Below are 21,561 nucleotides of genomic sequence, written 5' to 3'. Positions count from 1 at the left end.
GATGGACAAGCGCCAAGGAGGGCCTCGACACGCACACGGCCGGGCTCCCAAACCTACGATGGCTGCGTGAAAGACTTGAGATATTTCGACCAGCACCGGCACGCGACCTGGCTGGAGCTGTTCTTCGACCTGATCTTCGTCGTCGCCCTGCGCGACGTCGGCGAGATTCTGGCGGAAGCGCACGACGGCCACATCACGGCGCAGCAGTTCCTGCACTTCGTGCTGATGTTCCTGCCGGTGTGGTGGATCTGGGCGGGCCACACGATCTACGCCAATCGCTTCGACACCGACAGCCGCCAACACCGGCTGTCGACGCTACTGATGATGTTTCTGCTGGTCGTCATTTCCGCGCAGGTGTCGGACGCCACCCAGGATGCCGGCACGTACACGCTGGCCGTCGCCTGCTACTGTGGCGCGCGGCTGATCGTGGCGGGGATGTACTTCGTCTCCAGGCGCAAGCACCACGACCGGGGCGGCATCGCGACGACGGTGGGCGCCGTGTTCGCCATCGGCGCGGCGATCAGCCTGTCTTCGGTCCTGCTCGATCCGCCCTGGAGCTACGGCGTCTTCTATGCCGGCATCCTGTTCGACATGGCGGCCCTGGTGGTGCTCGACCGGCGCCTGCATGCGGTGCCCGCGCACACGGCGCACCTGGTCGAGCGCGTCGGCCTGCTGACCATCATCATGCTCGGCGAATCGGTGATCAGCATTTCGGCGGCCCTGGCGGGCATCACCTGGAACCGCTTCAACATCATCGCCGCCATCAGCGGATTCGTCATGGTGTCGGCGATCTGGTGGATCTACTACGACAGCTTCCACCTGCTCGAGCGACGCAAGTTGACGACGGGACACTCGATCCTCTACTCGCACTTCCTGCTGTTCGTCGGGCTGGCGATCCAGGCCTCGCTGATCCGGCATGCGATCCTGGGCGGGCTCGACGCGCATGACTTCCGTCTGCTCGCCGCCGTCGGCACCGTGCTGTTCTTCCTGGGCAAGCAATATGGCTACTACCAGGAGGTGCCGGAACTGCGGCCCTACCTGCTGACCAACACGATGGCGGTGTTCGCCCTGACTGCACTGGTTCTGGTGCTGCCGCTGGGGCTCGAGGGCATGCTGGCGGGCCTGACGGCGACGATGATCTGCTATGTGCTGCTCAACCTGCGCTACCGCCACCCGTCTTGAAGACCCTTGTGCAGTACGCCAACAAGGATGCTGGCTCTGCCGCCGGCGCACGGAACGCGATGTGCCCATCGGGCCGCACCAGCACCAGCGCGGGCGGCTGGCCGGCCAGGCCATAGGCCGCATGGGCCACGCCGTCCAGGTCGTTCAGCAGCACCGCCGCTTCGTCGCCCGCGGGCGTGGCCGCGCTCAGCACCAGGCGCGGTCGCACCCAGGGCCAGGACTGCACGGCGCGGCAGGCCTGCTGCAGCACGGGCAACGCGGTGTCGTCACGACCATCGAAGGCCAGCAGCGCCCAGCCGCAGGTCCAGCCGTCGGGGTTGTACAAGTGGTCGAACAGGCGGGTGCTGCCGCCGTCGGCCGCGATCACCGGGGCGTCCGGTGCGCGCGCACCGGCCCTTACCGCATCGCTGCCCACCAGCTGGCGCAGGCCGTTGGTGAGCCGGTCTTCGCTCAGCGGACTTTCGGGGTAGGCCACTGCCAGCTGTTGCCAGTCGTCGGTGCCCTGGATCAGCGTGCTGATGGTGGGCACTGCCTTGGCCGCCAGGCTCATGGCCGCATCGCTCAGGCGGCCGCGGTACACGCTGTTGTGGAAGCCGCGGCGCTGGCGCGCGTCCAGCGCCCGGTGCTCGCCGCCGCGTTCGGCGTCATAAGAGTCGAGCACGACGGGCTGCGCGCGACCCTGCAGCACCATGGCCAGCCGCCAGGCCGCGGCCACTGCATCGTGCAGTCCGGCATTCATGCCCTGGCCGCCGTTGGGCAGGTTGCGGTGGCCTGCGTCGCCCGCCAGCAGCACGCGGCCCTGCGCATAGTGCGCCGCTACGCCATGCTGGAAGCGGCTGTGGGTGAGCCAGACGGGGTCGGTCAGCGTCAGCGTCTCGTCGCCGGTCACTTCACGCGCCAGGGCCTGCATCTCTTCCAGCGTGGGATCGCGCTCGGGCACGCCTTCGTCGTCGGCCAGGAAGAAGAGGCGGTGATGGCCGCCCCACACCGGCAGCACGCCGCAGAAGCCCTTGCGGTAGTAGAAGAACCAGAGCTTGTCGAAGTCGGTGGCACGTCGCCAGCTGAGCTTGGCGTCCACCTGGCGGTTCATCACATGCGGTAGCCGCTCGGGTTCGAAGTCCAGGCCGAGCTGGCGGCGCACCAGGCTGTCGCCGCCATCCGCCGCCACCAGGTAGCGGCAGTGCAAGGTCTGCGGCTGGCCCACCGTGCGCTGCTCATCGTCGGGGTCGACCTCGGCCACGGTCAGCGTGACGCCGTCGTCGTCCTGCTCGAAGCCCACCAGCCGGCGCCCTCGCTCGACCGTCACCCCGCGGGCCTGCAGCTGCTCGGCCAGCGTCGTCTCGATCACGTCCTGGCCGCTGTACAGCACCTCCGGGAACGGGCTGTCCACGTCGGCGATGCGCACCGGGTCCACCGGCTCGCCCAGCACCAGCGTGTTCACTTCGCGGATCCGGTAGGCCTGTGCCGCCAGCGCGTTGCGCAGACCGATGGCATGCAGCAGCTCCTGCGGCCGGGCCCACAGGTTGTTGGCGCGCGAGTGGGGCAGCACCTGGCGCCGCTGCTCGAGCAGGCGCACCTGCACGCCGTGGTGCGCCAGCGCGAAGGCCGTCGACAGCCCGACGGGGCCACCGCCGACGACGATCACGTCGGCATCCCAGGATGTATCGGCAACAGCAGTCATGACAAAGGCTCAGGGAGTGGAGGAATCGGGGTCGTCGGCGTCGGCGGCGCCGACCAGGCCCTGCTGCAGCAAGGCGTTGAGTTCACGCAGCACCGCGGTGGCAGCGGCAACACGTCTCACGCCGATGCGCTCGACCAGCTGCCGGCTCATCGGGGCCTCGGCCGCCTCGGCCGCGGCGAGGGCCTGGCTGCCTTGTTCCGTGAGCACCACCAGCGGCGCGCGGCGGTGCTGCGGGTTGGGTTGCAGTTCAACGAAGCCCCGCTCGGCCAGCACGTGCACCACCCGCTGCACCGCCTGGCGTGTCAAGCCCATCGCGCGGGCGATGTGGGCCACCGGCAGCGGCACGGGTGCATATCCCAGTGCGGCCAGCACCTGCCATAGCGCGGAAGTGAGGCCCACGTCGCGCACCAGGCCGTTGCCGGTGTCGATCAACAGGCCGTTGGCCTGGAAGACCTCGATCACCAGGTCTCGCAGGGGATTGGTGGGCGCGGAGCGCATGGCCGACATGTTCCCCAAATTGACAACATGTTGTCAGTAGGACAAAGCCGATAGTGGCGTCAAGCGGTGCTGCGGCCTGGCGGCGTGGAAGAGCAGGGAAATGCATCCAACGGCACCGCAGCCGCTGGACGGGCGCGCCGCCCAGGAACGACACTCCGGCCGACCCCTGCGATCCCTACACCACGAGCACATGGCGATGAACCAGCCTGCCAGACCTTTGCCACCCGGCGACTGCCTGCCCAGCGGCTATTGGCAAGAGCTGGCGACCACCGACTTCGCCCGCGTCGACCCCGCACGCACGATAGCGCTGCTGCCGGTGGCGGCGATCGAACAGCATGGCCCGCACCTGCCATTGGCCACCGACGCGCTCATCAACGAGGGCGTGGTGAGCGAAGCACTGCGCCGCCTTCCGGCCACGGCTTCGGTGCTGGTGCTGCCGGCACTGAACATCGGCGACAGCCTGGAGCACACCGCCTTCCCGGGCACCCTCAGCGCCGAACTGGATGACCTGCTCGGCCTGTGGCTGGCCGTGGGCCGCTGCGTGGCGCGGGCCGGCGTGAACAAGCTGGTGATCTTCAACAGCCATGGCGGGCAGCGTGCGCACGTGGACCTGGCGGCGCTGCGGCTGCGGGTGGCGCATGGCCTGCTGGTGGTGCGTGCCCACAGCTTCTCCTTCGGCGTGCCGGCCGTGCCGCCGGGCCTGTTCAGCGCGGACGAACTCGCACACGGCCTGCATGGTGGTGCGGTCGAGACCTCCCTGGTCATGCACCTGCGGCCCGACCTGGTGCGCATGGACCGGCTGGCGCGTTTCCCCAGCCTGGGCGCTGCGCTGGCGCAGCGTGGTGGCTTGCTGGGGGTCGAGAAGCCGGTGGGCATCGGCTGGATGACGCAGGACATCAACCGCGATGGCGTGTGCGGCGACGCCACGGCGGCCACGCCGGAAAAAGGCGCACTGCTGCTGCAGCACATGGCCGGCCGGCTGGTACAGCTGCTGGCCGAGGTCGAGACCATGGACCCGCCCGCAGCCAGCGCGGGCCCTGTGGCCTGACTCAGTCGTCGCCCAGGTGGCCCGCCTGCTGCTTGGTCCGCATGTAGCGTTCGTTGTGGCTGTTCATCGGCGCCGGCAAGGGCAGGCGGTCGACCACCTCGATGCCGTGGCAGCGCAGCGCCTCGATCTTCTGCGGGTTGTTGGTCAGCAGCTGGATGCGCGGGTGGCCCAGGGCCTTCAAGATCACGGCCGCTGCGGCGAAGTCGCGTTCGTCCTCGCGGAATCCCAGGTGACGGTCGGCCTGCAGCGTGTCCAGCCCGGCGTCCTGCAGCCGGTAGGCCCGCAACTTGTTGGCCAGGCCCAGGCCCCGGCCTTCCTGGGCCAGGTAGAGCAGCACGCCGCCCGTCCCGGCCAGCTGCGCCACGGCGCGCTGCAGCTGCGGGCCGCAGTCGCAACGCAGGCTGCCCAGCAGGTCGCCGGTGAGACAGGCCGAGTGCAGGCGCACCGGCACGGGCACACCGACCGGTGGTTGGCCGACGACGATCGCCACGTGCTCGACATCCGCATCGATATCGCGGAACAGCACCAGCGTGCAGTCTTCTTCTGCCGCCAGCGGCACATGGGCGTCGCTGACGCGTCTCAGCCGGGGGGCTTGGCCCGGCAGTGCCCGTCCGACGTCGGCCGGGTCGAAATGCAGCACCTGCGCGGCGGCCAGCGACGCCGGGGCAGGGCTTGGCAGGGCGACCAGCAGCAAGGCTGGCAGCAGCCGGGCACGCTTGCACAGGCTCAGGGCCGCCAGGGCGGCGGGTTCGGCGGCATGCAGCGGCTGCGGCTGGCGCAGCAGGTCGGAGTCGACGGTGCCGGCGCACACGGCCGCCAGCCGCTGCAGCGGCTGCAGGCCCACGCCGGGCGGCTGCACCCAGGCCTGGATGACCGGTTCTGCCGTTCCGCCACGCACGGCCAAGGCCTGCAGACGTTCTGCGCTCAGCACCAGTTGCAGCGGGGCCCCGGCCTGCTGCAGGCTGTGCAGCAGCGCTTCGTCGAGCGTCTCGACAGCGGCGGCAAGCAGGTGGCCCGACCCACTGGACAGCGCCAGCGGGCGCCCGTGGCGCAACTCGCCGCAGGCCCGCAGGACACGGATCGCGGCAGCTTCGCGCTCGTGATCCATGGGGGCAGGAGCAGGGGTGGTCTGGCGTGCGGCCGCCGTGCGTGCTGGCAATGTCGAGCCTGGGGTCATCGTGGGCACCTTAGCAAGTCGGGAGCATCCGCGCAGGCGTCAGGCGATCCGCGCGCTGCGATGATGCGGTACCCGCGTGTTGGATCCGGTTGCTGCGGCGGCCGTCACTGTGGATGACGAGTTGAACGTCCCTGCGAATCTCAGGTTGGACGCCAGTGCGGATGGCGAGCCAGGCGCCACCATGCCGGCCGACTGGGCGGCGCTGTGGGACGAGCTGCTCGAAGCGCGCGCAGTCCCCTCCGGCCGCGCTGCGGCTGCGTGTCTGGCGCGGCCCCGCAGCGCCGAGCAGGCCGCCTGGCTGGCGCTGTACCGGCCCTTGCTGGAGGCCCGCCATGCGCAGGCCCGGGCCGACGGCCTGCCTTGGGCCCTGGCGCAGCTGGGGCAAAGCCTGGACGGCTGCGTGGCGACGGCCAGCGGCGACTCGTACTTCGTCACCGGCGCAGCGAGCCTGTTGCACCTGCACCGGCTGCGGGCCTTGTGCGATGCGGTGCTGGTGGGTGCCGGAACGGTGGCTGCCGACGACCCGCAGCTCACCACCCGTCGCGTGCCCGGGCCGAACCCTGTGCGGGTGGTGTTCGACCCGGCGGCTTCGCTCGATGGCCGAGCGCGCTTGCTGCACGACGGCCTCACGCCCGTGCTGTGGCTGTGTGACAGCCGCCACGCCGAAAGCGCCCGCGCCCGCCTGCACGGCGCGGGGGATGCCGGGGCCGCCGGAGATGCCCACCCCGCCGCGCCGCGCAGTTCGCAGGTGCTGCCGGTGGACGGTCTGCTCGATGCCGACGATCCCGGCCGGGGCCCCGATCTGGCGCAGGCGTTCCGGGCGCTGGCCAGGCGCGGCTTGCGCGTCCTGCTGGTCGAAGGTGGCGGCGTCACCGTGTCACGCTGCCTGCAGGCCGGCTTGCTGGACCGTCTGCACCTGGTGATCGCGCCGGTGATCATCGGCACGGGCCGGCGCGGGCTGCAGCTGCCCAGCCCGGCGCGCATGGCCGACTGCCTGCGGCCCGTCGCGCGACGGCTGCCGCTGGGCGACGACATGCTCTGGGACCTGTCGCTGCGCCCCGCCGATGCAGGCATGACGGCCGGCGCGCAGACGCCGGCCTGAGCCGGCAGGAGCCGGCGCTCATCCCGGCGGCAGCGCCAGCACGTCCAGATGGCCCACCTGCAGCACGCTGCATGGGGCCAGCGCATGGCGCCGCTGCTGCCAGCGCCTGATGCGGGCCGACGCAGCAGGCGCCTGTTCCACCGCGGCGGCGCCCAGGCCATCGACCATCGCCTGCTGCATCGCCAATGCTGCGCCGCCCTCGCGTCCATCCAGCCGCCAGTCGCTGCGCGCGCTGTGGACCTGGTAGCCGCCAACCCGCAGTGCCTCGACCAGCGCCGGTGCCGCGGCGGCACCCAGCGCTGGGCCGCCGAAACCCTTGTCGCGCTGCTGGTGGGCGGCGAACAAGGCCGCAACGGCGGCGTCGTCCGGGTCGGCAGGTGACCAGGCATGCCGACCGTCGACGCTGAGCGCCATCAGCAGCGCCACCCGGGCCTCGGTCGCGGCCGCCACCAGCTGCTGCAGCCAGGCGGCGCTGACCAGGTCGAGCAGGGCCGAGGCGGTGACCAGCATGGCCGCCCGCCAGGGCAGGTCGGCCAAGGGACTGGGCGAGGTCCAGCCGCTGCCGGACCACCTCGGCCTGGAAGCCGTCGCCCGTCAGCTGCAGGATCCGGCCCTGGAAATCGCCCATGCCGTCGGGTGCCGGGCCCTCGCCGTACGCGACCTCCACCGCGTGTGGCTCGGTGCGCCGGCCGGCCAGGGCCTGCCGCCAGTGCTGCAGCAGGGCGGCATCGTGGTCCACCACCAGCCATTGCTGGCTGCCGCCGATCAAGGGCGCCAGCCAGCGCAGGTTCGAGCCCGTGCCGCAGGCCAGGTCGATGATCCGGAATGCTGCGTCGCCAGGCGGCCGGCGGCCGGCCAGCCGGGCCTGCAGCTGCAGCCGCGGTGCAGCGGCACGGCGGGCCAGGGCGTCGAAGGGCTCGCGCTGCTGCAACCAGCTGGCGCTGAAACCGGCGTCGGGCGCAGGCCGGCGGCTCACGGCGGAAAGGCCATCACGGCCGCCAGCACGGCCCCGACGCGCTTGGCCTGCGTCGGCCAGCTAGGCAAGCGGGCGCCGGCTTCACGCGCGCCAGCGGCCAGGCGCTGGCGCAGCGCGGTATCGCAGATCAGCGCCTGGAGCGCAGCCCGCAGTGCCAGCACATCGCCCGCCGGCACGCACCAGCCGGCCTGCGGCGGCACGGTCTGCGCCAGGGCGCCGGCGTCGCTGGCCAGCACCGGCCGGCCCGCTGCCAGCGCTTCGGCCACGGCCATGCCGTAGCCTTCGTGCAGCGAGGCCAGCACCACCAGGTCCGCTGCCGAATAGTGGCCGTGCAGCGCGGCGTCGTCGACCTCGCCGTGCCAGGTCACGCGCCCGGCCAGCGGCGGCTCGGACGTCAGCGCCTGCAATTGCGCCGCGGTGGTCGGGTCGCGCGTCAGGCTGCCCACGCAGTGCAGTTCCCAGCGCAGCTCCGGCAGCCCAGCCAGGGCCTGCAGGAGCAGCGCATGCCCCTTGCGGGGCGTGAGGGTGGCCACGCACAACAGGCGCGCACCGTGCGCGGTGGCGGCGGCAGTGGCCCGTGCCCCGGCTGGCGGCGAAGGCCCGCGACGGGCTGCCACGCTCGTCGATGCCGCATCGATGCCCGGTTCGACGACCGCGATGCAAGGCGGGGGCACGCCCATCGCCACGACATCACGCGCGGTGCGCGGGCTGGTGACGATGACCTGGCGCGCGAACGACAGCGCCCGGGTCTCCTGCGCCAGCAGGCGCTCGCGCAGCGCCGGCGGCAGGCCGGTCTCCAGGTGCAGGGGATGGTGGACCAGCGCCACCCAGCGCAGTCGTGCAGCGTGCGCCGCGACCACGCTGCCCAGCACGCCGAAGGCCAGGCCGTCGGCCAGCACCAGCGTGCCGTCGGCGATGTCGGCCACGGTGGCCGCCGCATGCGCCAGCGTGGCGGGGTCGGGCTCGGGCCAGGGGCCGTCGAGCCGGCGCACGTCGACCGCCCAGCCCGCGGCGATCAGCGCTTCGGCCAGCCGGCGGTCGTAGCGGAAGCCACCGGTGGGGGTGTGCCAGTCGCCGGGAACGAGAAAGGTGAACGCGCGGACCGGCGCCATCGCGACCGGCTCAGGCCGCCGGCAGGGCGCCTTCGTAGGCAGCCCAGGCCACGTGCGATTCATTCAGGGTGACGCGCATCCTCGTCAGGCCGCCATCGCCGGCGCCGGGCAGCGCATGCGGGCCGAGGGCGCCAGCGGCAATGCGCGCGGCGATGCGGTCGAAGATCGCACGCGCGAGGAATTCCGTGGTGGTGTTGCGGCCGGCGAACTCGGGCAGTTCGTCCAGGTTGCGGAAGTTCAACCGCGCCAGTTCTTCGCGCAGCACCTGCGTCGCCAGGCCAATGTCGACGACGACGCCGTCGACATCCAGCGTGTCGCGCTGCAGCTGGAGGTCGACGACGTACGTCGCGCCGTGCAGGCGCTGCGCCGGCCCGAAGACTTCGCCCTGGAAGCTGTGGGCGATCATGAAATGGTCTCTGACGTTGACGGCGTACATCGTGGTGGTGGCTGGGGCTGGTGTGGTGGGGGCCGGGGATCGGCAGCGGGGGTCAGGCACCCGGGGGTAGTCGATGCGGTGGCACAGGGTGCCGAGGCCGTGCACGGCCTCGTCCATCCGGGCCAGCGCATTCATCACGCGGGGCAGTTCGGCATACGGCGAGACATGGGTGATCAGGCGGTCCAGCACCGGCGCGTCCAGCATCGACAAGGCCAGCGCCAGACGCTGCCGGTGGCTCCAGCGCGCGCGCTGCGGGGCGGCCACGCTGCCCACCTGCGAGCTCTTCAGCACCAGGCGCCGCGCGTGAAAGGCCTCGCCCAGCGGCAGCGCCACAGGGCGGCTGCCGTACCAGCTGAGCTCCAGCACCGTGGCCTCGAAACCGGCCAGCCGCAACGCCGTGCCCAGGCCGGCCGCGGTTCCGCTGGTGTGCACCACGAGGTCGGCCTCGGGGGCGGCATCGTCAGGCAGCGCAAAGCCGGCGCCCAGGGCTGCGGCCAGGTCCGAACGGCCCGACAGGGTGTCGACCACCTCCACGCGACAGCCCGGCACCCGCGCAGCCAGCCAGGCCACCAGCAGGCCGAGCGTGCCGCCGCCGACCACCGCGACCCGGTCGCCCATCCGCGGTGGAGCGTCCCACAGCGCATTGATCGCCGTCTCCAGCAGCGCGGCCAGCACGGCGCGGCCCGCGGGCACGCCTGGTGGCAGCGGCAGCAAGGCGTGTGCAGGCACCTGGAACAGCGTCTGGTGCGGATGCAGGCAGAAGACCTCGCGCCCCAGCAGTTTGGCGGGGCCGGCTTCGACCCGGCCGACGTTGATGTAGCCGTACTTCACCGGCCCGGGCAGCTCGCCGGCCTGGAAAGGTGCGCGCATGCGGGCGTACTCGCTGGCGGGCACCTCGCCCCGCAGCACCAGGCCTTCGGTGCCCCGGCTGATGGCGCTGTGCAGGGTGCGCACGCGGGCCTCGCCGTCGCCCAGCGGTGGCAGGTGCTCGGGCAGCAGCTCGGCCCGGCCGGGGGCCATGATCCAGCAGGCGCTGGCGGCCGCATCCGCCTGAACGGCGGTGGCAGAGAGGGTGGCCACGGTGGAAGGCGGGGTGTTCAAGGCGTTGCAGGTCGTCGATCCGGCGCGGCCGGCTGCACCTCGGCAAGCCCCGCAACCTGCTCGGATGCCTGCTCGCCGTACGTTGTCTCGTGCACGATGGTACGTTCCACCCCATGGACGTGCAGTGCCCCCCGTTTTCGCCGCCCGGTCTGCTGGCGCGCAGCCTGTGGCGCGCCGTGGTGTGGGTCGCTTCGGTCGGGGTGCTGCTGGCCACCGGTCTGGCGTGGCTGGCCAGGCTGGGGCTGGGATCTGCTCTCCTTTCCTGGGGCCTGGCCCTGCTGTGGTTCGGCGCTGGTGTCCTGCTCGTGCGCCACGGCCTGCGCACGGGCGCGCATCCGTATGCCCGGTTCGGGGCCGCCAACGGCGTGACCTTGTTGCGCCTGGCGCTGGCCAGCGTGCTCGTCGGCCTGATCGGCCAGGCGGATTGGGCCCCGCCCTGGGCTTCGCCCGGCACCGCGGCCCTGGCCTGGGCGGCGGTGGTGTTGGCCACCGTCACCGCCCTGCTGGACGCGTTGGACGGCGTGCTGGCCCGGCGCAGCGGCCTGGCCAGCGCTTTCGGGGCCCGCTTCGACATGGAAGCCGACGCCGCCTTCATCCTGGTGCTGTGCGCCGGGGTCTGGCTGGCCGGGCAGGCCGGGCCCTGGGTGCTGGCCGCCGGCCTGATGCGTTATGCCTTCGTTGCGGCGGCCGGCGTCTGGCCCTGGTTGGCCGCACCGCTGGCTCCCAGCCGGCGCCGGCAGACGGTGTGCGTGGTGCAGATCACCGGCCTCATCGTCTGCCTGGTGCCGATCGTCACACCCGCGGTTGCCTCGGCGGTGGCGGCCTGCAGCCTGGGGCTGCTTGGCCTGTCCTTCGCCATCGACATCCGCACCCTGGCGCGCAAGCGCTCCTCAACCCGCGAGCCCTGACATGCACGCAATCCGCTCGGAACCTACCGCCCTGTGCCGATCCCGTCGCGCCTGGCTTGCCCGATGGCTGGCGGCGGGCCTGGGCCTGGCCGCCGTGTCATCGGCGTCGGCGCAGGCCGCGCGTTACGAGATCGACCCGAACCACCTGACCGTGGCCTTCCTCGTCGACCACGTCGGCTATGCCAAGACGCTGGGCATGTTCAGGACGGCGCGGGGCGGCTACAGCTTCGACGAGACCACCGCCCAGCTGTCGGCACTGCGCATCGAGGTGGACACCGCCAGTGTCTTCACCAACCAGCGCCAGCGCGACGAGCATCTCAAGGGCGCGGATTTCCTCAACAGCAGCGAGCACCCGCGCATGGTGTTCACTGCCGAGGGCATGCGCCGCATCGGCGAGCGCAGCTTCGAGATCGCCGGGCAGCTGCAGCTGCTGGGCAAGACCCAGCCGCTGACCCTGCAGGCCACCTGGAACAAGAGCGCCGATTCCCCCCTCGGCGGCCTGGGCCGCAAGCCCTACGTGATGGGTGTGTCGGCGCGAGGCAGCTTCAAGCGCAGCGCCTTTGGCATGAACTACGCCGTGGCCAACGGCTGGGTCGGCGACGAGGTGTCGCTGATCATCGAGTTCGAAGCCATCCGGCAGTGAGACCGCCGGCACCGCCGCCCGGCACCTCGGTGCCGGCGGCTTCCTTGCGTCAGGCCGCGGGCTGGCTGCTTCGGTTCGGGCTGGCGTTTGCGTTCCTCAACGCGCTGCTCAGCTTCGAGAACCGGTGGCCGGGCTTCGGCGTGCACTGGATGCCGCGCTTGTCGTTCGAGCTGTGCCTGGCGGTGGCGGCGCTGCTGGCCTGGGTGGCCTGGCGCGGCCACCTGGGCGTGCGCGCGGCCAGCGGCCTGGCGACGGTCTTCGTGCTGCTGGTCGTGGTGCGTTATGCGGATGTGACGGCGCCGGCGGTGCTGGGCCGGCCACTGAACCTGTACTGGGACGGCCGCCATGCGATGGAGCTGCTGCGGCTGGCGCTGCAGTCGGTGTCACCGGGTCAGGCCACCGCGGCCATGCTTGCCTTCGTGGCTGGCCTGGTGCTCACCTGGCTGGGCGCGCGCATGGCGCTGCTCGCCTTGGCCCGCTGCCTGGCCTTGCGGCGCCCCCGCCACGTGCTGCTGGCCACCGTGGCGGCGCTGGCGGCCAGCTTCGCCGCCTACGTGCCGGCCCAGCGCGATACGCGCTGGTTCTTCAGCCTGCCCTTGACGCCCACGCTGATGCAGCAGGCCCTGTTGCTGGCCCGGGTGCTGCTGCCGGCGCAGGGCGAAGCGGTCCTGGGAACAAGCCCCGCCTTCGACACCAACCTGGATGGATTGAAGGGCGCCGGAGCGCAAGCCGACGTGCTGCTGATGTTTGCCGAGTCCTATGGCGCCAGCAGTTTCGACCTGCCCGAACTGGCGGCCGCTTTGGCGGGCCCGCGCGCGACCCTGGCGCAGGCCGCGGCCGACACGGGCCGCGGCGTCGTGTCGGCGCGCCTGCGCTCGCCCAGCTTCGGCGGTGCGTCATGGCTGGCCCATGCCAGCGTGCTGAGCGGGCTGGCCATCACCGGGCCCGACGAGCATGCGCTTCTGCTGACCACCCGCCGGCCGACCCTGGTGAGCCACTTCGCCCGCCACGGCTACCGCACCGTCGGCTGGATGCCCGGCATCAAGCGGGCCTGGCCGGAAGGCAGCTTCTACGGCTACCAGCGCATGGCCGGCGATGCCGCCATCGGCTACATCGGGCCAGACTTTGGCTACTGGCGCATTCCTGACCAGGCCGCGATGGCGGCATTGCACGGCCAGGAACTGGTGCCGGGTGCCGACGGCGGCGCGGTGCGCAAGCCACGCTTCGTGGTCTTTCCCAGCGTGAGCACCCATGCGCCTTTCCACCCGCTGGCGCCGTTCGTCGACGACTGGTCGGGCTTGAACGGGCCCGAGGCCTACACCGCCGCCCAGGCGGCGGCAGCGCGCGCCATGCCGCTGGCGCTGCAGCAGCCGATGCCCAACTACATCCAGGCCATGCGCTACCAGTTCCAGTGGCTGGCCAGTTACCTGCGGCAGCTTGCGCCGCTCCCGCTGGTGCTGGTGATGGTGGGTGACCACCAGCCGCCTGCCCTGGTGACCGGACCCGGGGCCAGCTGGGACGTGCCGGTGCACATCTTCAGCAGCGACGCGACCTTGCTGCAACGCCTGCTGGACCAGGGTTTCGTCAGCGGGCTGCAGCCCCCGGACGCCCCGCTCGGCACGATGCACGAGCTGACCACGCAGCTGCTGCGGGCGTTCGATCGACCCGAGCGTCCTCGGCCGGGGCCATGAAACACCGGCCAGCGTCGCCACGGGTCGCCGGACGGCCGCCGCCGGCTGCCTAGACCGTGCGCGCGCCGTCCACCGGCAGCTCGACGCCGCTGATGAAGCAGGCGGCGTCGCTGGCCAGGAAGACCGCGGCAGCGGCGACGTCCGAGGGCTTCGACAGGCGCCCCAGCGGGATGGTCGCGATGAACCTGGCGCGGTTGTCCGGTGTATCGGGCACGCCCATGAACTTCTCCAGCAGCGCGGTCTCGCCGATGACCGGGCAGATGGCATTGACGCGGATGCCGTCCGGCCCGAGCTCGACCGCCATCGACTTGGACAGCAGGTTCACCGCGCCCTTCGAGCCGTTGTACCAGGTCAGTCCCGGCCTCGGGCGGATGCCGGCGGTGGAGCCGACGTTCAGGATCACGCCCGCCCGCCGCTGCCGCATCAGCGGCACCACCGCCTGCGCCATGTGGTAGATCGACTTGACGTTGACCGCGAACATGCGGTCGAACGTGGCCTCGTCGACCTGCAGCATCGGCTGGTTGGCGTGGGTGGTGCCGGCGTTGTTGACGACGATGTCCGGCGTGCCGAAGCCTTCGACGCAGGCCCGCACCGCCGCGGCAACCGAGGCGCCGTCGGCGACGTCGCAATCCACCGCCGCAGCCCGTTCGCCGCCGAGTTCGGCGGCCAGTTGCCGCGCCCGGTCGGCCTGCAGGTCGGCGATGAGCACCCGCGCGCCTTCGCCGACGTAGTGCCGCACGATGGCCTCGCCGAAGCCCGCAGCGCCGCCGGTGACGATCGCGACCTTGCCTTGCAGTTGTCCCATCGTCGCGCTCCGGTCAGCCGTGGTAATGCACCAGCGTCTTGGTGCTGCTGACTTCTTCCAGCGCCAGCAGGCCCTTCTCGCGGCCGTGGCCGCTGCGCCGGGTGCCGCCGAAGGGCAGCTCGACGCCGCCGCCGGCGCCATAGCAGTTCATGAACACCTGGCCGGCCTTGACCGCCTTGGCCACGCGCTGCAGCCGGCCGGCGTTCTCGGTCCACACCGCTGCCAGCAGGCCGTAGTCGGTGCCGTTGGCCAGGCCGATCCCATCCGCCTCGTCGTCGAAGGGCATGGCTGCCAGCACCGGGCCGAAGACCTCCTCCCGCGCCAGCGCCGCATCGCGCGGCACCGGGCCGAACAGCGTCGGCCGCACGTAGTAGCCGGTCCTCGGTGCATCGGCGGCCACGGTGCCTTCGGCCAGCACCGGGATGCCCGCGGCCCGCGCCTCGTCGATGTAGCGCTGCACCCGTGCGCGCTGCGCCGGGTTCATCACCGGGCCGCAGTCGAAGTCCATGGCCGGCGTGCCGACGCGCACCTTCGCGAAGGCTTCGGCGACGCGGCCGACGAAGCTGTCGTAGATGCCGCGCTGCACCAGCAGGCGGCTGCCGGCGGTGCAGGTCTGGCCCGCGTTCTGCACGATGGCACGCACGATGATCGGCACGGCGCGTTCGGCGTCCACGTCGTCGAACACGATCTGCGGCGACTTGCCGCCCAGCTCCAGCACGCACTTGACCGCGTTCCTGGCCGCCGCCTGCTGCACCAGGGTGCCGACCTCGTTGCTGCCGGTGAAGGAGATGAAGTCGATGCCCGGGTGCGCAGCCAGCGCGGCGCCGGCTTCCTCGCCCAGGCCGGTGACCACGTTCAGCGCGCCTTCCGGCAGGCCTGCGGCGGTGGCGATCTCGGCAAACCGCAGCGCCGACAGGCTGGTGTCCTCGGCCGGCTTGAGCACGGTGCCGTTGCCCATCGCCAGCGCCGGTGCCACGGTGCGCCCCAGCATCTGCGCCGGATAGTTCCAGGGGATGATGTGCGCGGTGACGCCCAGCGGCTCGCGCAGCAGGCTCACCTGGTGGCCCCCCAGGAACGGGATCGTCTGGCCATGCACCTTGTCGGCCGCGCTGCCGTAGAACTCGAAGTAGCGCGCCAGCACCTTGATGTCGTTGCGCGCCGTGGTGATCGGCTTGCCGGTGTCGCGGGCCTCGAGCTGGGCCAGCGCTTCCTCGTGCGCCAGCACCGCCTCGCCGATCCTGACCAGGATGCGGCCGCGTTCGGTGGCGGTCATGCGGCCCCAGGCGCCGTCGAGCGACGCGCGTGCCGCCGCCACGGCAAGGTCGACCTCATGGGCCGCACCGCGGGCGATGTGATCGAAGATCTCGCCGTCGGCCGGCGAGGCGACGGGCAGGGTGGCGCCATCGCGGGCGGCGACCCAGCGGCCACCGATGAACATCTGCTTCATGGAACGCTCCTGTTGCCTTCAAGGCGGTGTTTGCGGCTGTGCAATGCCCGCGCACTGTAGGCAGCCGGCCGCGGCGGCTGAATTGGAAAGTCGGCAACGGCGCCTTGCGCGGCAAGCAAACCGCTGTCGCCGCGGGCGACAATCCGCCCATGCTGCCGGACCTCGATTCCCTTGCGCTGTTCGTGCGTGCCGCAGAGATGGGCAACCTCACCCGCGCCGCCGAAGCCAGCCACATCACCGTGCCGGCGGCAAGCCGGCGGCTCTCGCTGCTGGAGCACCAGTTCAAGGCGACGCTGTTCGAGCGTCATTCGCGCGGGCTGCAGCTCACGCCCGCCGGCGACCACCTGCTGAAGCTGGCCCGCGAGGTGGTGGCCGGCGTGCAGCAGATGCGTGCCGAGATGGGCAACTACGCCAGCGGCCAGCATGCGGTGCTGCGGGTGCACGGCAACACCTCCGCGATGACGCAGTTCCTGCCGGCGGACGTGGCCAGTTTCCAGGCCGGCCATGCCGAGGTGCGCATCGTGCTGGAGGAATGCTGGAGCGAGGAAGCGGTGCGGCGGGTGCGCAGCGGCGAGGCCGATCTCGGCGTCGTGGTCGAGGGTGCCGACCTGCACGGCCTGTGGTCGCGCGGCTACCGCGGCGACCGGCTCGCCGCCGTCGTCCGCGACGACGATCCGCTCGATGGCGAGGCGGTGTCCTTCCACGAGCTGCTCGAGCGCGACCTGGTCGGGCTGGAGGGCGGCAGCACGCTGACGCGGCTCTTGTCGGGCCAGGCGGCGCAGCACCTGCGGCCGATGGCGCTGCGGGTGCAGGTGCGCAGCTTCGAGGCAGTGTGCCGCGCCGTCGAGGCGCGCCTGGGCATCGGCATCCTGCCCATGGCCGCGGCCCGCAGCTTCGCACCGGCGATGCAGCTGAAGGTGCTGCCGCTGACCGATGAATGGGCATGGCGGCGCATGCGCATCGTCATGCGCAGCCAGCCGCCGCGCGAGACGCCGCTGGGCCTGCTGGCCGCTCACCTGGAAGGGTGTGCGGCCCCCGGCGACCTGGCGCCGGCTCCGGCTCAGGCCGGGATGTAGGGCTTCGTCCGCGCGAACGAGGCGCGTGAATTCCACGCTTGCGCCAGTGCCTTCAGGCCCGGCGTGGCGGGCAGCCAGGCTTGGTCGGCGAAGCGGAGTTGCTGGTAGTCGTGCAGCGTCACCGCCGCGATCGCATCCAGCGTCGGCGTGCCGGTGGCAGGTATCTCGCCGGCGCGGGCTTCCAGCCGCAGCATGCCTTCGACCATCGAGCGGCGGCGCCGCAGGCCCACCGGCGTCTCGTCGAACAGCGTGGGCGCGGTCACCTTGCGCGTGATGATGGTGATCACGGAGGCCTCGATCGCGCCCATGGCGATGCCGGCGCGGGAGAGCACGCCGGCGGCGCCGGCTGCCGGGCCGACCAGGCTCGGCCAGTCGGGCGCCGGGCGCGTGGCTTCCAGCCATTGCACGATCAGCATGGCTTCGGTCAGCGGCGTGCCGTCGTCGAGCACGAGCGTCGGCACCCGGGTGGCGGCGTTGGCCGCACGCAGCCGCTCGTCGTCGGCCCAGGGATCGACCAGCGTCGGCTCGATGTCCAGTCCCTTCTCGATCATCGCGGTGCGCGCCAGGCGCACGAAGGGCGAGGTGGTGTTGGCCAGCAGTTGCATGGTGTGGGTCTCCCGGCGTCAGGCGGGCAGCGCGCCGAGCTGCTTGAGCATGCCGAGGTTGTCTAGCAGCGCCCAATGCTCGATGAGCACGCCGTCGCGGATCTGGAACAGGTCGAGCACGCCGATGTCGATGCGCCGGCCGGTGGCGGCCATGTCTCCCAGGGGGCCGGTATGCGTGGCCTGCACGCGCAGGCGTACCAGCACCTTCTCGCCCTCGGCGACGAAGTCCTGCAGCGGCAGCACCATGTCCGGAAAGGCCGGCATCAGCGCATCGTGCAGCTGGGCCACGCCCTGCGGCCCGCGCACATCGAAGGGCAGCCCGGGGTCGTGCCGGACGAAGTCGGGCGCGATGTGCCTGGCCATCCATGCGGTGTCGCGGGCGAGGAAGGCCTTGAAGTAGTCGCGGCAGAGCTGCTTGTTGGCTTCCAGGATGTTGGTGTCCATCGGCGGTCTCCTGTCGTTGTCGTGTGGATCGAGGAATGGCTCAGGCCGCGACGACGTCGAAGCCCAGTCGCGGGAAGTGCAGGTGCAGGTCACCGGCCTGCGCGTCGTGGCGGTGGATCACCACTTCGTGGTCGCTGGCCGCCACCAGCGTGCCGCTGACCGGCACGCGCGCGTTGTCGTCGGGGGTCACCGTCACCGGGCAGCCGGCTCGCAGGCCGCCGGGGTCGCCATCGGGCGCCAGGTGGCTGACCGGGGCAGGTGCCGAGGCGCGCGCCACCTCGAAGGCCTCCTCCGCGCTCATCGCAGCCGGCGTGCCGTGGCCGATGGCGGCGATGCGCTCGTACCAGGGCACCAGCGGCGCGAGGCCGAGCAGCGCGTCCACCTCCGGCGGGCAGTTCTTGCGCAGCAGGTGGATCGTCTGCCACACCGCCAGGTCGGCGGCGCTGGGGGCGTCGCCGAGAAGGAAGGGCTGCGCGGCCAGCGCCTGCCTCAGCCAGCCGAGCTGCGCGCGCACCGCCTGCAGGTGCTGCGGGAACTGCGGCGCCATCGCCGGCCTGGAGATGTCGATGCCCAGGTAGCCTTCCTTGCGGTCCTTGATGAATTCGGGCGGGATGTGCTCGCCGATGAAATGAACCAGCACGCCGATGACCGGTATCCACAGCTGCCGCTCCCAGGCAAAGCCCAGCCCCTCGGCGATGCCCTGGCTGCCCGGTGGGTACAGCGTGCGCTGCGGATGCAGCCGATCCAGCGCGGGCAGGATGACGTGGGTGTCGCAGTAGATGTCGGCGCCCACCTGCAGCACCGGCGCACGCCGGTAGCCGCCGGTCAGCGGGGCCAGCAGCGGCCGCGGCGGCATGCCGGCGATCTCGACCGAGCGCCATGCCAGGCCCTTGTGGCCCAGCGCGGTCCGCACCTTCTCGGAGAAGGTGGAGAAGGGGTAGTGGTGCAGGATCAGGTCGGGCATGGCGTGTCTCCGGGCTCAGTACATGATGTGGCCGCCGTCCACCACGATGGTCTGGCCGGAGACGAAGCCGGCCAGGTCGCTCAGCAGGTACAGCGCCGTGCCGACCAAATCGTCGGGCCGCTGCTCGCGGGAGATGGCGCGCGCCTTCAGGAAGCTCTGCTGCCACTCCAGCGGCCGGTTCCTGGTCGCGTCGGTGATCACGAAGCCCGGCGCGATGACGTTGACACGCACGCCGTGCGGCCCGCACTCCTTGGCCAGCCCCTTGGTCATCGACAGCACCGCGCCCTTGGTCGCGACGTAGTGGAGGTAGCCGGGCTGGCCGGCCACCGCCACCACCGAGGCGATGTTGACGATGGCGCCGGACTTCTGCTCGCGCATCGCGGGCATCACGGCCTTGCAGCATTGCCACACGCCCTTGACGTTGACCGCGAAGATGCGCTCCCACTGGGCGGGGTCGAGTTCCTCGAAGGGGGTCAGCTTGACCTCGCGGAAGTACGCGGCGTTGTTCACCAGGCCGTCGATGCGGCCGAACCGCTGCAGGGCGGCGCGTGCCATCGCCTGCACCGAGTCGTCGTCGGCGACGTCGACCCTCACCGCCAGCGCGTGGCCGCCGCTCGCCTCGATGGCAGCGACGGTCTCGTCGGCCGCATGCAGGTCGGCGACGACGACGTTGGCGCCCTGCGCCGCGCAGCCGATGGCGAACGCCTGGCCGATGCCGGTGGACGCGCCAGTGACGATCACGGTGCGGCCGGACAGGAGGTCGTGGGGAGTGCTCATGGGTGGGTCCTGGTGGTGAAGGAGGAACGGCGGTCCGTCGCCGCAGGTGAAGCGGTGCGCCGCCACGGCAGCGCGCGCAGGGCGGCCAGCGTGGCCTCGTCGAGCAGGCCGCGCGGCCGCCAGCGCAGGAACAGTGCGACCAGGCCGCCGAAGACGACCATGCGCCAGCCCTCGAACCAGCGCGTGGCCTCCAGCAGGCCGAGGTCGAGCGCGGTGCCCAGCAGCGGGCCCGCCACGCTCGCCAGCCCGCCGATCAGCGCATAGCCGACCGCATGCACGCCGAGCATCGGATCGAACACGGCCGGGTCGATGAAGGTGGTGCGGTGCGCATACAGCCCGCCGCCCAGCGCGGCTAGGGCGCCGGCCATGGCCGCGGCGGCGACGCGCAGCCGCGCCGCCGGCCAGCCGCTGGTGTCGGCCAGCGTGTCGTCCAGGCCGACCGCCTGCAGGCCCAGCCCGAAGCGCGTGCGCATCAGCAGCGCCAGCGCCAGCGTGACGACGGCCAGCACCGTGAGCGCCATCAGCGCGAACTGCTCCGGCGTGACGCCGTTGGCCAGCAGCCAGCGGATGTCGCGGAAGCCGTGCACGCCGTCCGGCCCGACCTGCGAGCCGTCGTCGGCCGGCACCCGCCAGTGCCAGGCCGACAGGCCCAGCCGCACCAGCTCCGCGAACGCGAGCGTGGCCACCGCGTAATGCAGGCCGCTCAGGCGCGACATCGCACCGGCGACCAGCGCCGACGCCGCCGCCCCCAAGGCCGCGGCGGCCAGCAGCGCCGGCGCCAGCGGCCAGTCCATCAGCGTGGTGGCGATGGCGGCCGCATAGGCGCCGATCGCGAAGAAGGCCTGCTGGCCCAGCGAGATGCGGCCGCTGCGCAACACCAGCCAGGCCGAGATCGCCAGCAGCGACAGGACCGCCAGGTCGGTCGCGAGGCCGACGCCGCCGTCCGTGGTGCACAGCGCGTCACGCATGCGCCAGCCCGTGCGACCCGCCGCCGCCGCGCGCCGCGCGCCACACCAGCACGCCCAGCAGCAGCGCCCAGGCGGTGGCGTCGCGGCCGATCGCGCCGAAGGCCGCCTGCGCCTGGGCCTCCAGCACGCCGAGCACGACCGCGCCGACGAGAACGCCGCGCACCGAGCCCAGCCCGCCCAGCATGGCGGCAACCAGGCCCTTGACCAGCATCCACATGCCGAACATCGGCGTCACCTGGCCGTCCAGCGCAAGCACCGCGCAGGCCGCGATGCCCGCCAGGCCGCAGGTGGCGACGAAGGCCAGGCGCTGCACACGCGGCACGTCCAGGCCGACGACCTGCGCCGCGCCGCGGTGGTCGGCCACCGCGCGCCAGGCCAGCCCGGCGCGTGTGTGCTGCAGGAACCAGGCGACCGCGGCCACCAGCACGGCGGCCAGCATCAGCATCGACAGCTGGTCGCCGCGCAGGCCGAACGGGCCGAGCCGCCATTCGGCCGTCACCGCCAGCGACGGGAAGGGATTGAGGTGGCGCGGCAGCAGGGTGACCGCCAGCTGCTCGAGCTGCATCCACAGCGCGAAGCTGGCCGCCAGCGCAGCCACCTCGCGGCCGTCCGCACCGCCGACCGCCAGGCCGCGGGCCGCAGGCGTCGGCGCCCGCCGCGCGCCGGCAAAGCACATCCATTCCACATACAGGCCGACCAGCATCGTGCCCAGCACCAGAACCGCGAGCACCAGCCACGCCGGCGCGCCCATGCGTGCATGCAGCCACGCCCCGGCATAGGCGGCGAGCATGGCGCCGGCGCCGTAGGCGAGGTTGACGCGCCGGAGCACGCCGAAGCCAAGCGTCAGCCCCAGGCCGACCAGCGCATACGGCCCGGCCTGCAGCAGGCCGTCGAGGGTGCGCTGCAGGAACTCGACCATC

Annotated in this window: 21 protein-coding genes; 7 read left to right on the top strand and 14 right to left on the bottom strand. The window is 72.0% G+C overall.

From position 1 onward, the window contains the following. The first annotated feature begins 66 nt into the window (after window positions 1-66). Entirely contained in the window at window positions 67-1,182 is a 1,116-nt protein-coding gene (locus LRS14_RS04400) for a low temperature requirement protein A (protein ID WP_257798739.1), read from the top strand. Here the strand turns inward: LRS14_RS04400 and LRS14_RS04395 are convergent. Both LRS14_RS04395 and LRS14_RS04390 read right to left on the bottom strand, forming a co-directional pair. Further along, on the bottom strand, window positions 1,154-2,863 hold the full coding sequence (locus LRS14_RS04395) for an FAD-dependent oxidoreductase (RefSeq protein ID WP_257798738.1): 1,710 nt from the start codon (window positions 2,861-2,863) through the stop codon (window positions 1,154-1,156). The genes LRS14_RS04400 and LRS14_RS04395 overlap by 29 nt on opposite strands. A 9-nt stretch (window positions 2,864-2,872) precedes the next feature. Beyond that, window positions 2,873-3,361, bottom strand: a complete 489-nt coding sequence (locus LRS14_RS04390) for a MarR family winged helix-turn-helix transcriptional regulator (RefSeq protein WP_257798737.1) — start codon at window positions 3,359-3,361, stop codon at window positions 2,873-2,875. A 196-nt stretch (window positions 3,362-3,557) separates the two neighbouring features. On the opposite strand from LRS14_RS04390, the gene LRS14_RS04385 reads away from it, so the two are divergent. Then, on the top strand, window positions 3,558-4,409 hold the full coding sequence (locus tag LRS14_RS04385; protein WP_257798736.1) for a creatininase family protein: 852 nt from the start codon (window positions 3,558-3,560) through the stop codon (window positions 4,407-4,409). A gap of 1 nt (window position 4,410) precedes the next feature. Here LRS14_RS04385 and LRS14_RS04380 read toward each other — a convergent pair whose 3' ends face one another. Beyond that, a complete protein-coding gene (locus LRS14_RS04380) occupies window positions 4,411-5,517 on the bottom strand; it encodes a GTP cyclohydrolase II (protein WP_257798735.1) in 1,107 nt (368 codons plus the stop codon). A 250-nt stretch (window positions 5,518-5,767) separates the two neighbouring features. Between LRS14_RS04380 and LRS14_RS04375 the strand changes: the two genes are divergently transcribed. Beyond that, a complete protein-coding gene (locus LRS14_RS04375; RefSeq protein ID WP_257798734.1) occupies window positions 5,768-6,688 on the top strand; it encodes a RibD family protein in 921 nt (306 codons plus the stop codon). 18 nt (window positions 6,689-6,706) lie between these two features. Here the strand turns inward: LRS14_RS04375 and LRS14_RS04370 are convergent, their stop codons facing one another. From LRS14_RS04370 to LRS14_RS30200, 3 genes are all read right to left on the bottom strand, one after another. Next, window positions 6,707-7,225 carry a hypothetical protein gene (locus LRS14_RS04370; protein ID WP_257798733.1) on the bottom strand — a complete coding sequence of 173 codons (519 nt, stop codon included), beginning with the start codon at window positions 7,223-7,225 and terminating at the stop codon, window positions 6,707-6,709. A gap of 435 nt (window positions 7,226-7,660) precedes the next feature. Beyond that, a complete protein-coding gene (locus LRS14_RS04365; protein ID WP_257798732.1) occupies window positions 7,661-8,776 on the bottom strand; it encodes a glycosyltransferase family 4 protein in 1,116 nt (371 codons plus the stop codon). 10 nt (window positions 8,777-8,786) lie between these two features. After that, the gene (locus LRS14_RS30200; protein ID WP_257798731.1) at window positions 8,787-10,292 is read right to left on the bottom strand and encodes a 6-carboxytetrahydropterin synthase; all 1,506 of its coding nucleotides are present in this window, start codon (window positions 10,290-10,292) and stop codon (window positions 8,787-8,789) included. 134 nt (window positions 10,293-10,426) lie between these two features. Between LRS14_RS30200 and LRS14_RS04355 the strand changes: the two genes are divergently transcribed. From LRS14_RS04355 to LRS14_RS04345, 3 genes are read left to right on the top strand one after another with little or no spacing between them, the layout of a single operon-like run. Next, window positions 10,427-11,221 (top strand): CDP-alcohol phosphatidyltransferase family protein, encoded by a 795-nt coding sequence (locus LRS14_RS04355; protein WP_052736060.1) that lies wholly within the window; start codon window positions 10,427-10,429, stop codon window positions 11,219-11,221. Window position 11,222: 1 nt separating this feature from the next. Beyond that, complete coding sequence (locus LRS14_RS04350) at window positions 11,223-11,864, top strand: YceI family protein (protein ID WP_257798730.1); 642 nt, start codon at window positions 11,223-11,225, stop codon at window positions 11,862-11,864. Beyond that, window positions 11,861-13,555: a hypothetical protein gene (locus LRS14_RS04345; RefSeq protein ID WP_257798729.1), complete on the top strand. Its 1,695-nt coding sequence runs from the start codon at window positions 11,861-11,863 to the stop codon at window positions 13,553-13,555. Before LRS14_RS04350 ends, LRS14_RS04345 begins: the two co-directional genes overlap by 4 nt. 49 nt (window positions 13,556-13,604) lie before the next feature. On the opposite strand, the gene LRS14_RS04340 is transcribed toward LRS14_RS04345, so the two are convergent. After that, the gene (locus tag LRS14_RS04340; RefSeq protein ID WP_046111358.1) at window positions 13,605-14,360 is read right to left on the bottom strand and encodes an SDR family oxidoreductase; all 756 of its coding nucleotides are present in this window, start codon (window positions 14,358-14,360) and stop codon (window positions 13,605-13,607) included. A gap of 13 nt (window positions 14,361-14,373) precedes the next feature. Further along, entirely contained in the window at window positions 14,374-15,807 is a 1,434-nt protein-coding gene (locus tag LRS14_RS04335) for an aldehyde dehydrogenase family protein (protein WP_257798728.1), read from the bottom strand. Between the two features lie 149 nt (window positions 15,808-15,956). On the opposite strand from LRS14_RS04335, the gene LRS14_RS04330 reads away from it, so the two are divergent. Then, window positions 15,957-16,883, top strand: coding sequence for a LysR family transcriptional regulator (locus LRS14_RS04330; protein ID WP_046111532.1), 927 nt, complete (start codon window positions 15,957-15,959; stop codon window positions 16,881-16,883). On the opposite strand, the gene LRS14_RS04325 is transcribed toward LRS14_RS04330, so the two are convergent. From LRS14_RS04325 to LRS14_RS04300, 6 genes are read right to left on the bottom strand one after another with little or no spacing between them, the layout of a single operon-like run. Then, a complete protein-coding gene (locus LRS14_RS04325) occupies window positions 16,868-17,488 on the bottom strand; it encodes a glutathione S-transferase N-terminal domain-containing protein (RefSeq protein WP_257798727.1) in 621 nt (206 codons plus the stop codon). The genes LRS14_RS04330 and LRS14_RS04325 overlap by 16 nt on opposite strands. An 18-nt stretch (window positions 17,489-17,506) precedes the next feature. Continuing rightward, entirely contained in the window at window positions 17,507-17,932 is a 426-nt protein-coding gene (locus LRS14_RS04320; protein WP_257798726.1) for an ester cyclase, read from the bottom strand. Between the two features lie 40 nt (window positions 17,933-17,972). Beyond that, window positions 17,973-18,896: a glutathione S-transferase family protein gene (locus LRS14_RS04315; protein ID WP_257798725.1), complete on the bottom strand. Its 924-nt coding sequence runs from the start codon at window positions 18,894-18,896 to the stop codon at window positions 17,973-17,975. A 15-nt stretch (window positions 18,897-18,911) separates the two neighbouring features. Then, entirely contained in the window at window positions 18,912-19,673 is a 762-nt protein-coding gene (locus LRS14_RS04310; protein WP_257798724.1) for an SDR family NAD(P)-dependent oxidoreductase, read from the bottom strand. Then, entirely contained in the window at window positions 19,670-20,641 is a 972-nt protein-coding gene (locus LRS14_RS04305) for a branched-chain amino acid ABC transporter permease (RefSeq protein WP_257798723.1), read from the bottom strand. Before LRS14_RS04305 ends, LRS14_RS04310 begins: the two co-directional genes overlap by 4 nt. Continuing rightward, complete coding sequence (locus LRS14_RS04300; protein WP_257798722.1) at window positions 20,634-21,560, bottom strand: branched-chain amino acid ABC transporter permease; 927 nt, start codon at window positions 21,558-21,560, stop codon at window positions 20,634-20,636. The genes LRS14_RS04305 and LRS14_RS04300 overlap by 8 nt, the downstream gene beginning before the upstream one ends. Between the last annotated feature and the right edge of the window lies 1 nt (window position 21,561).

This window comes from Aquincola sp. J276 (assembly GCF_024700035.1).
Classification (GTDB): Bacteria; Pseudomonadota; Gammaproteobacteria; order Burkholderiales; family Burkholderiaceae_C; genus Aquincola; species Aquincola tertiaricarbonis.
This window is presented reverse-complemented; position numbering and strand designations above follow the sequence as displayed.

What these genes read in the sequence shown, in the direction of transcription:
- LRS14_RS04395 (WP_257798738.1), bottom strand. Translation starts at nt 2,863, where the DNA reads ATGACTGCTGTTGCCGATACATCCTGGGATGCCGACGTGATCGTCGTC.
- LRS14_RS04390 (WP_257798737.1), bottom strand. Translation starts at nt 3,361, where the DNA reads ATGCGCTCCGCGCCCACCAATCCCCTGCGAGACCTGGTGATCGAGGTC.
- LRS14_RS04385 (WP_257798736.1), top strand. Translation starts at nt 3,558, where the DNA reads ATGAACCAGCCTGCCAGACCTTTGCCACCCGGCGACTGCCTGCCCAGC.
- LRS14_RS04380 (WP_257798735.1), bottom strand. Translation starts at nt 5,517, where the DNA reads ATGGATCACGAGCGCGAAGCTGCCGCGATCCGTGTCCTGCGGGCCTGC.
- LRS14_RS04375 (WP_257798734.1), top strand. Translation starts at nt 5,768, where the DNA reads ATGCCGGCCGACTGGGCGGCGCTGTGGGACGAGCTGCTCGAAGCGCGC.
- LRS14_RS04365 (WP_257798732.1), bottom strand. Translation starts at nt 8,776, where the DNA reads ATGGCGCCGGTCCGCGCGTTCACCTTTCTCGTTCCCGGCGACTGGCAC.
- LRS14_RS04355 (WP_052736060.1), top strand. Translation starts at nt 10,427, where the DNA reads ATGGACGTGCAGTGCCCCCCGTTTTCGCCGCCCGGTCTGCTGGCGCGC.
- LRS14_RS04350 (WP_257798730.1), top strand. Translation starts at nt 11,223, where the DNA reads ATGCACGCAATCCGCTCGGAACCTACCGCCCTGTGCCGATCCCGTCGC.
- LRS14_RS04340 (WP_046111358.1), bottom strand. Translation starts at nt 14,360, where the DNA reads ATGGGACAACTGCAAGGCAAGGTCGCGATCGTCACCGGCGGCGCTGCG.
- LRS14_RS04335 (WP_257798728.1), bottom strand. Translation starts at nt 15,807, where the DNA reads ATGAAGCAGATGTTCATCGGTGGCCGCTGGGTCGCCGCCCGCGATGGC.
- LRS14_RS04330 (WP_046111532.1), top strand. Translation starts at nt 15,957, where the DNA reads ATGCTGCCGGACCTCGATTCCCTTGCGCTGTTCGTGCGTGCCGCAGAG.
- LRS14_RS04325 (WP_257798727.1), bottom strand. Translation starts at nt 17,488, where the DNA reads ATGCAACTGCTGGCCAACACCACCTCGCCCTTCGTGCGCCTGGCGCGC.
- LRS14_RS04320 (WP_257798726.1), bottom strand. Translation starts at nt 17,932, where the DNA reads ATGGACACCAACATCCTGGAAGCCAACAAGCAGCTCTGCCGCGACTAC.
- LRS14_RS04315 (WP_257798725.1), bottom strand. Translation starts at nt 18,896, where the DNA reads ATGCCCGACCTGATCCTGCACCACTACCCCTTCTCCACCTTCTCCGAG.
- LRS14_RS04310 (WP_257798724.1), bottom strand. Translation starts at nt 19,673, where the DNA reads ATGAGCACTCCCCACGACCTCCTGTCCGGCCGCACCGTGATCGTCACT.
- LRS14_RS04305 (WP_257798723.1), bottom strand. Translation starts at nt 20,641, where the DNA reads ATGCGTGACGCGCTGTGCACCACGGACGGCGGCGTCGGCCTCGCGACC.
- LRS14_RS04300 (WP_257798722.1), bottom strand. Translation starts at nt 21,560, where the DNA reads ATGGTCGAGTTCCTGCAGCGCACCCTCGACGGCCTGCTGCAGGCCGGG.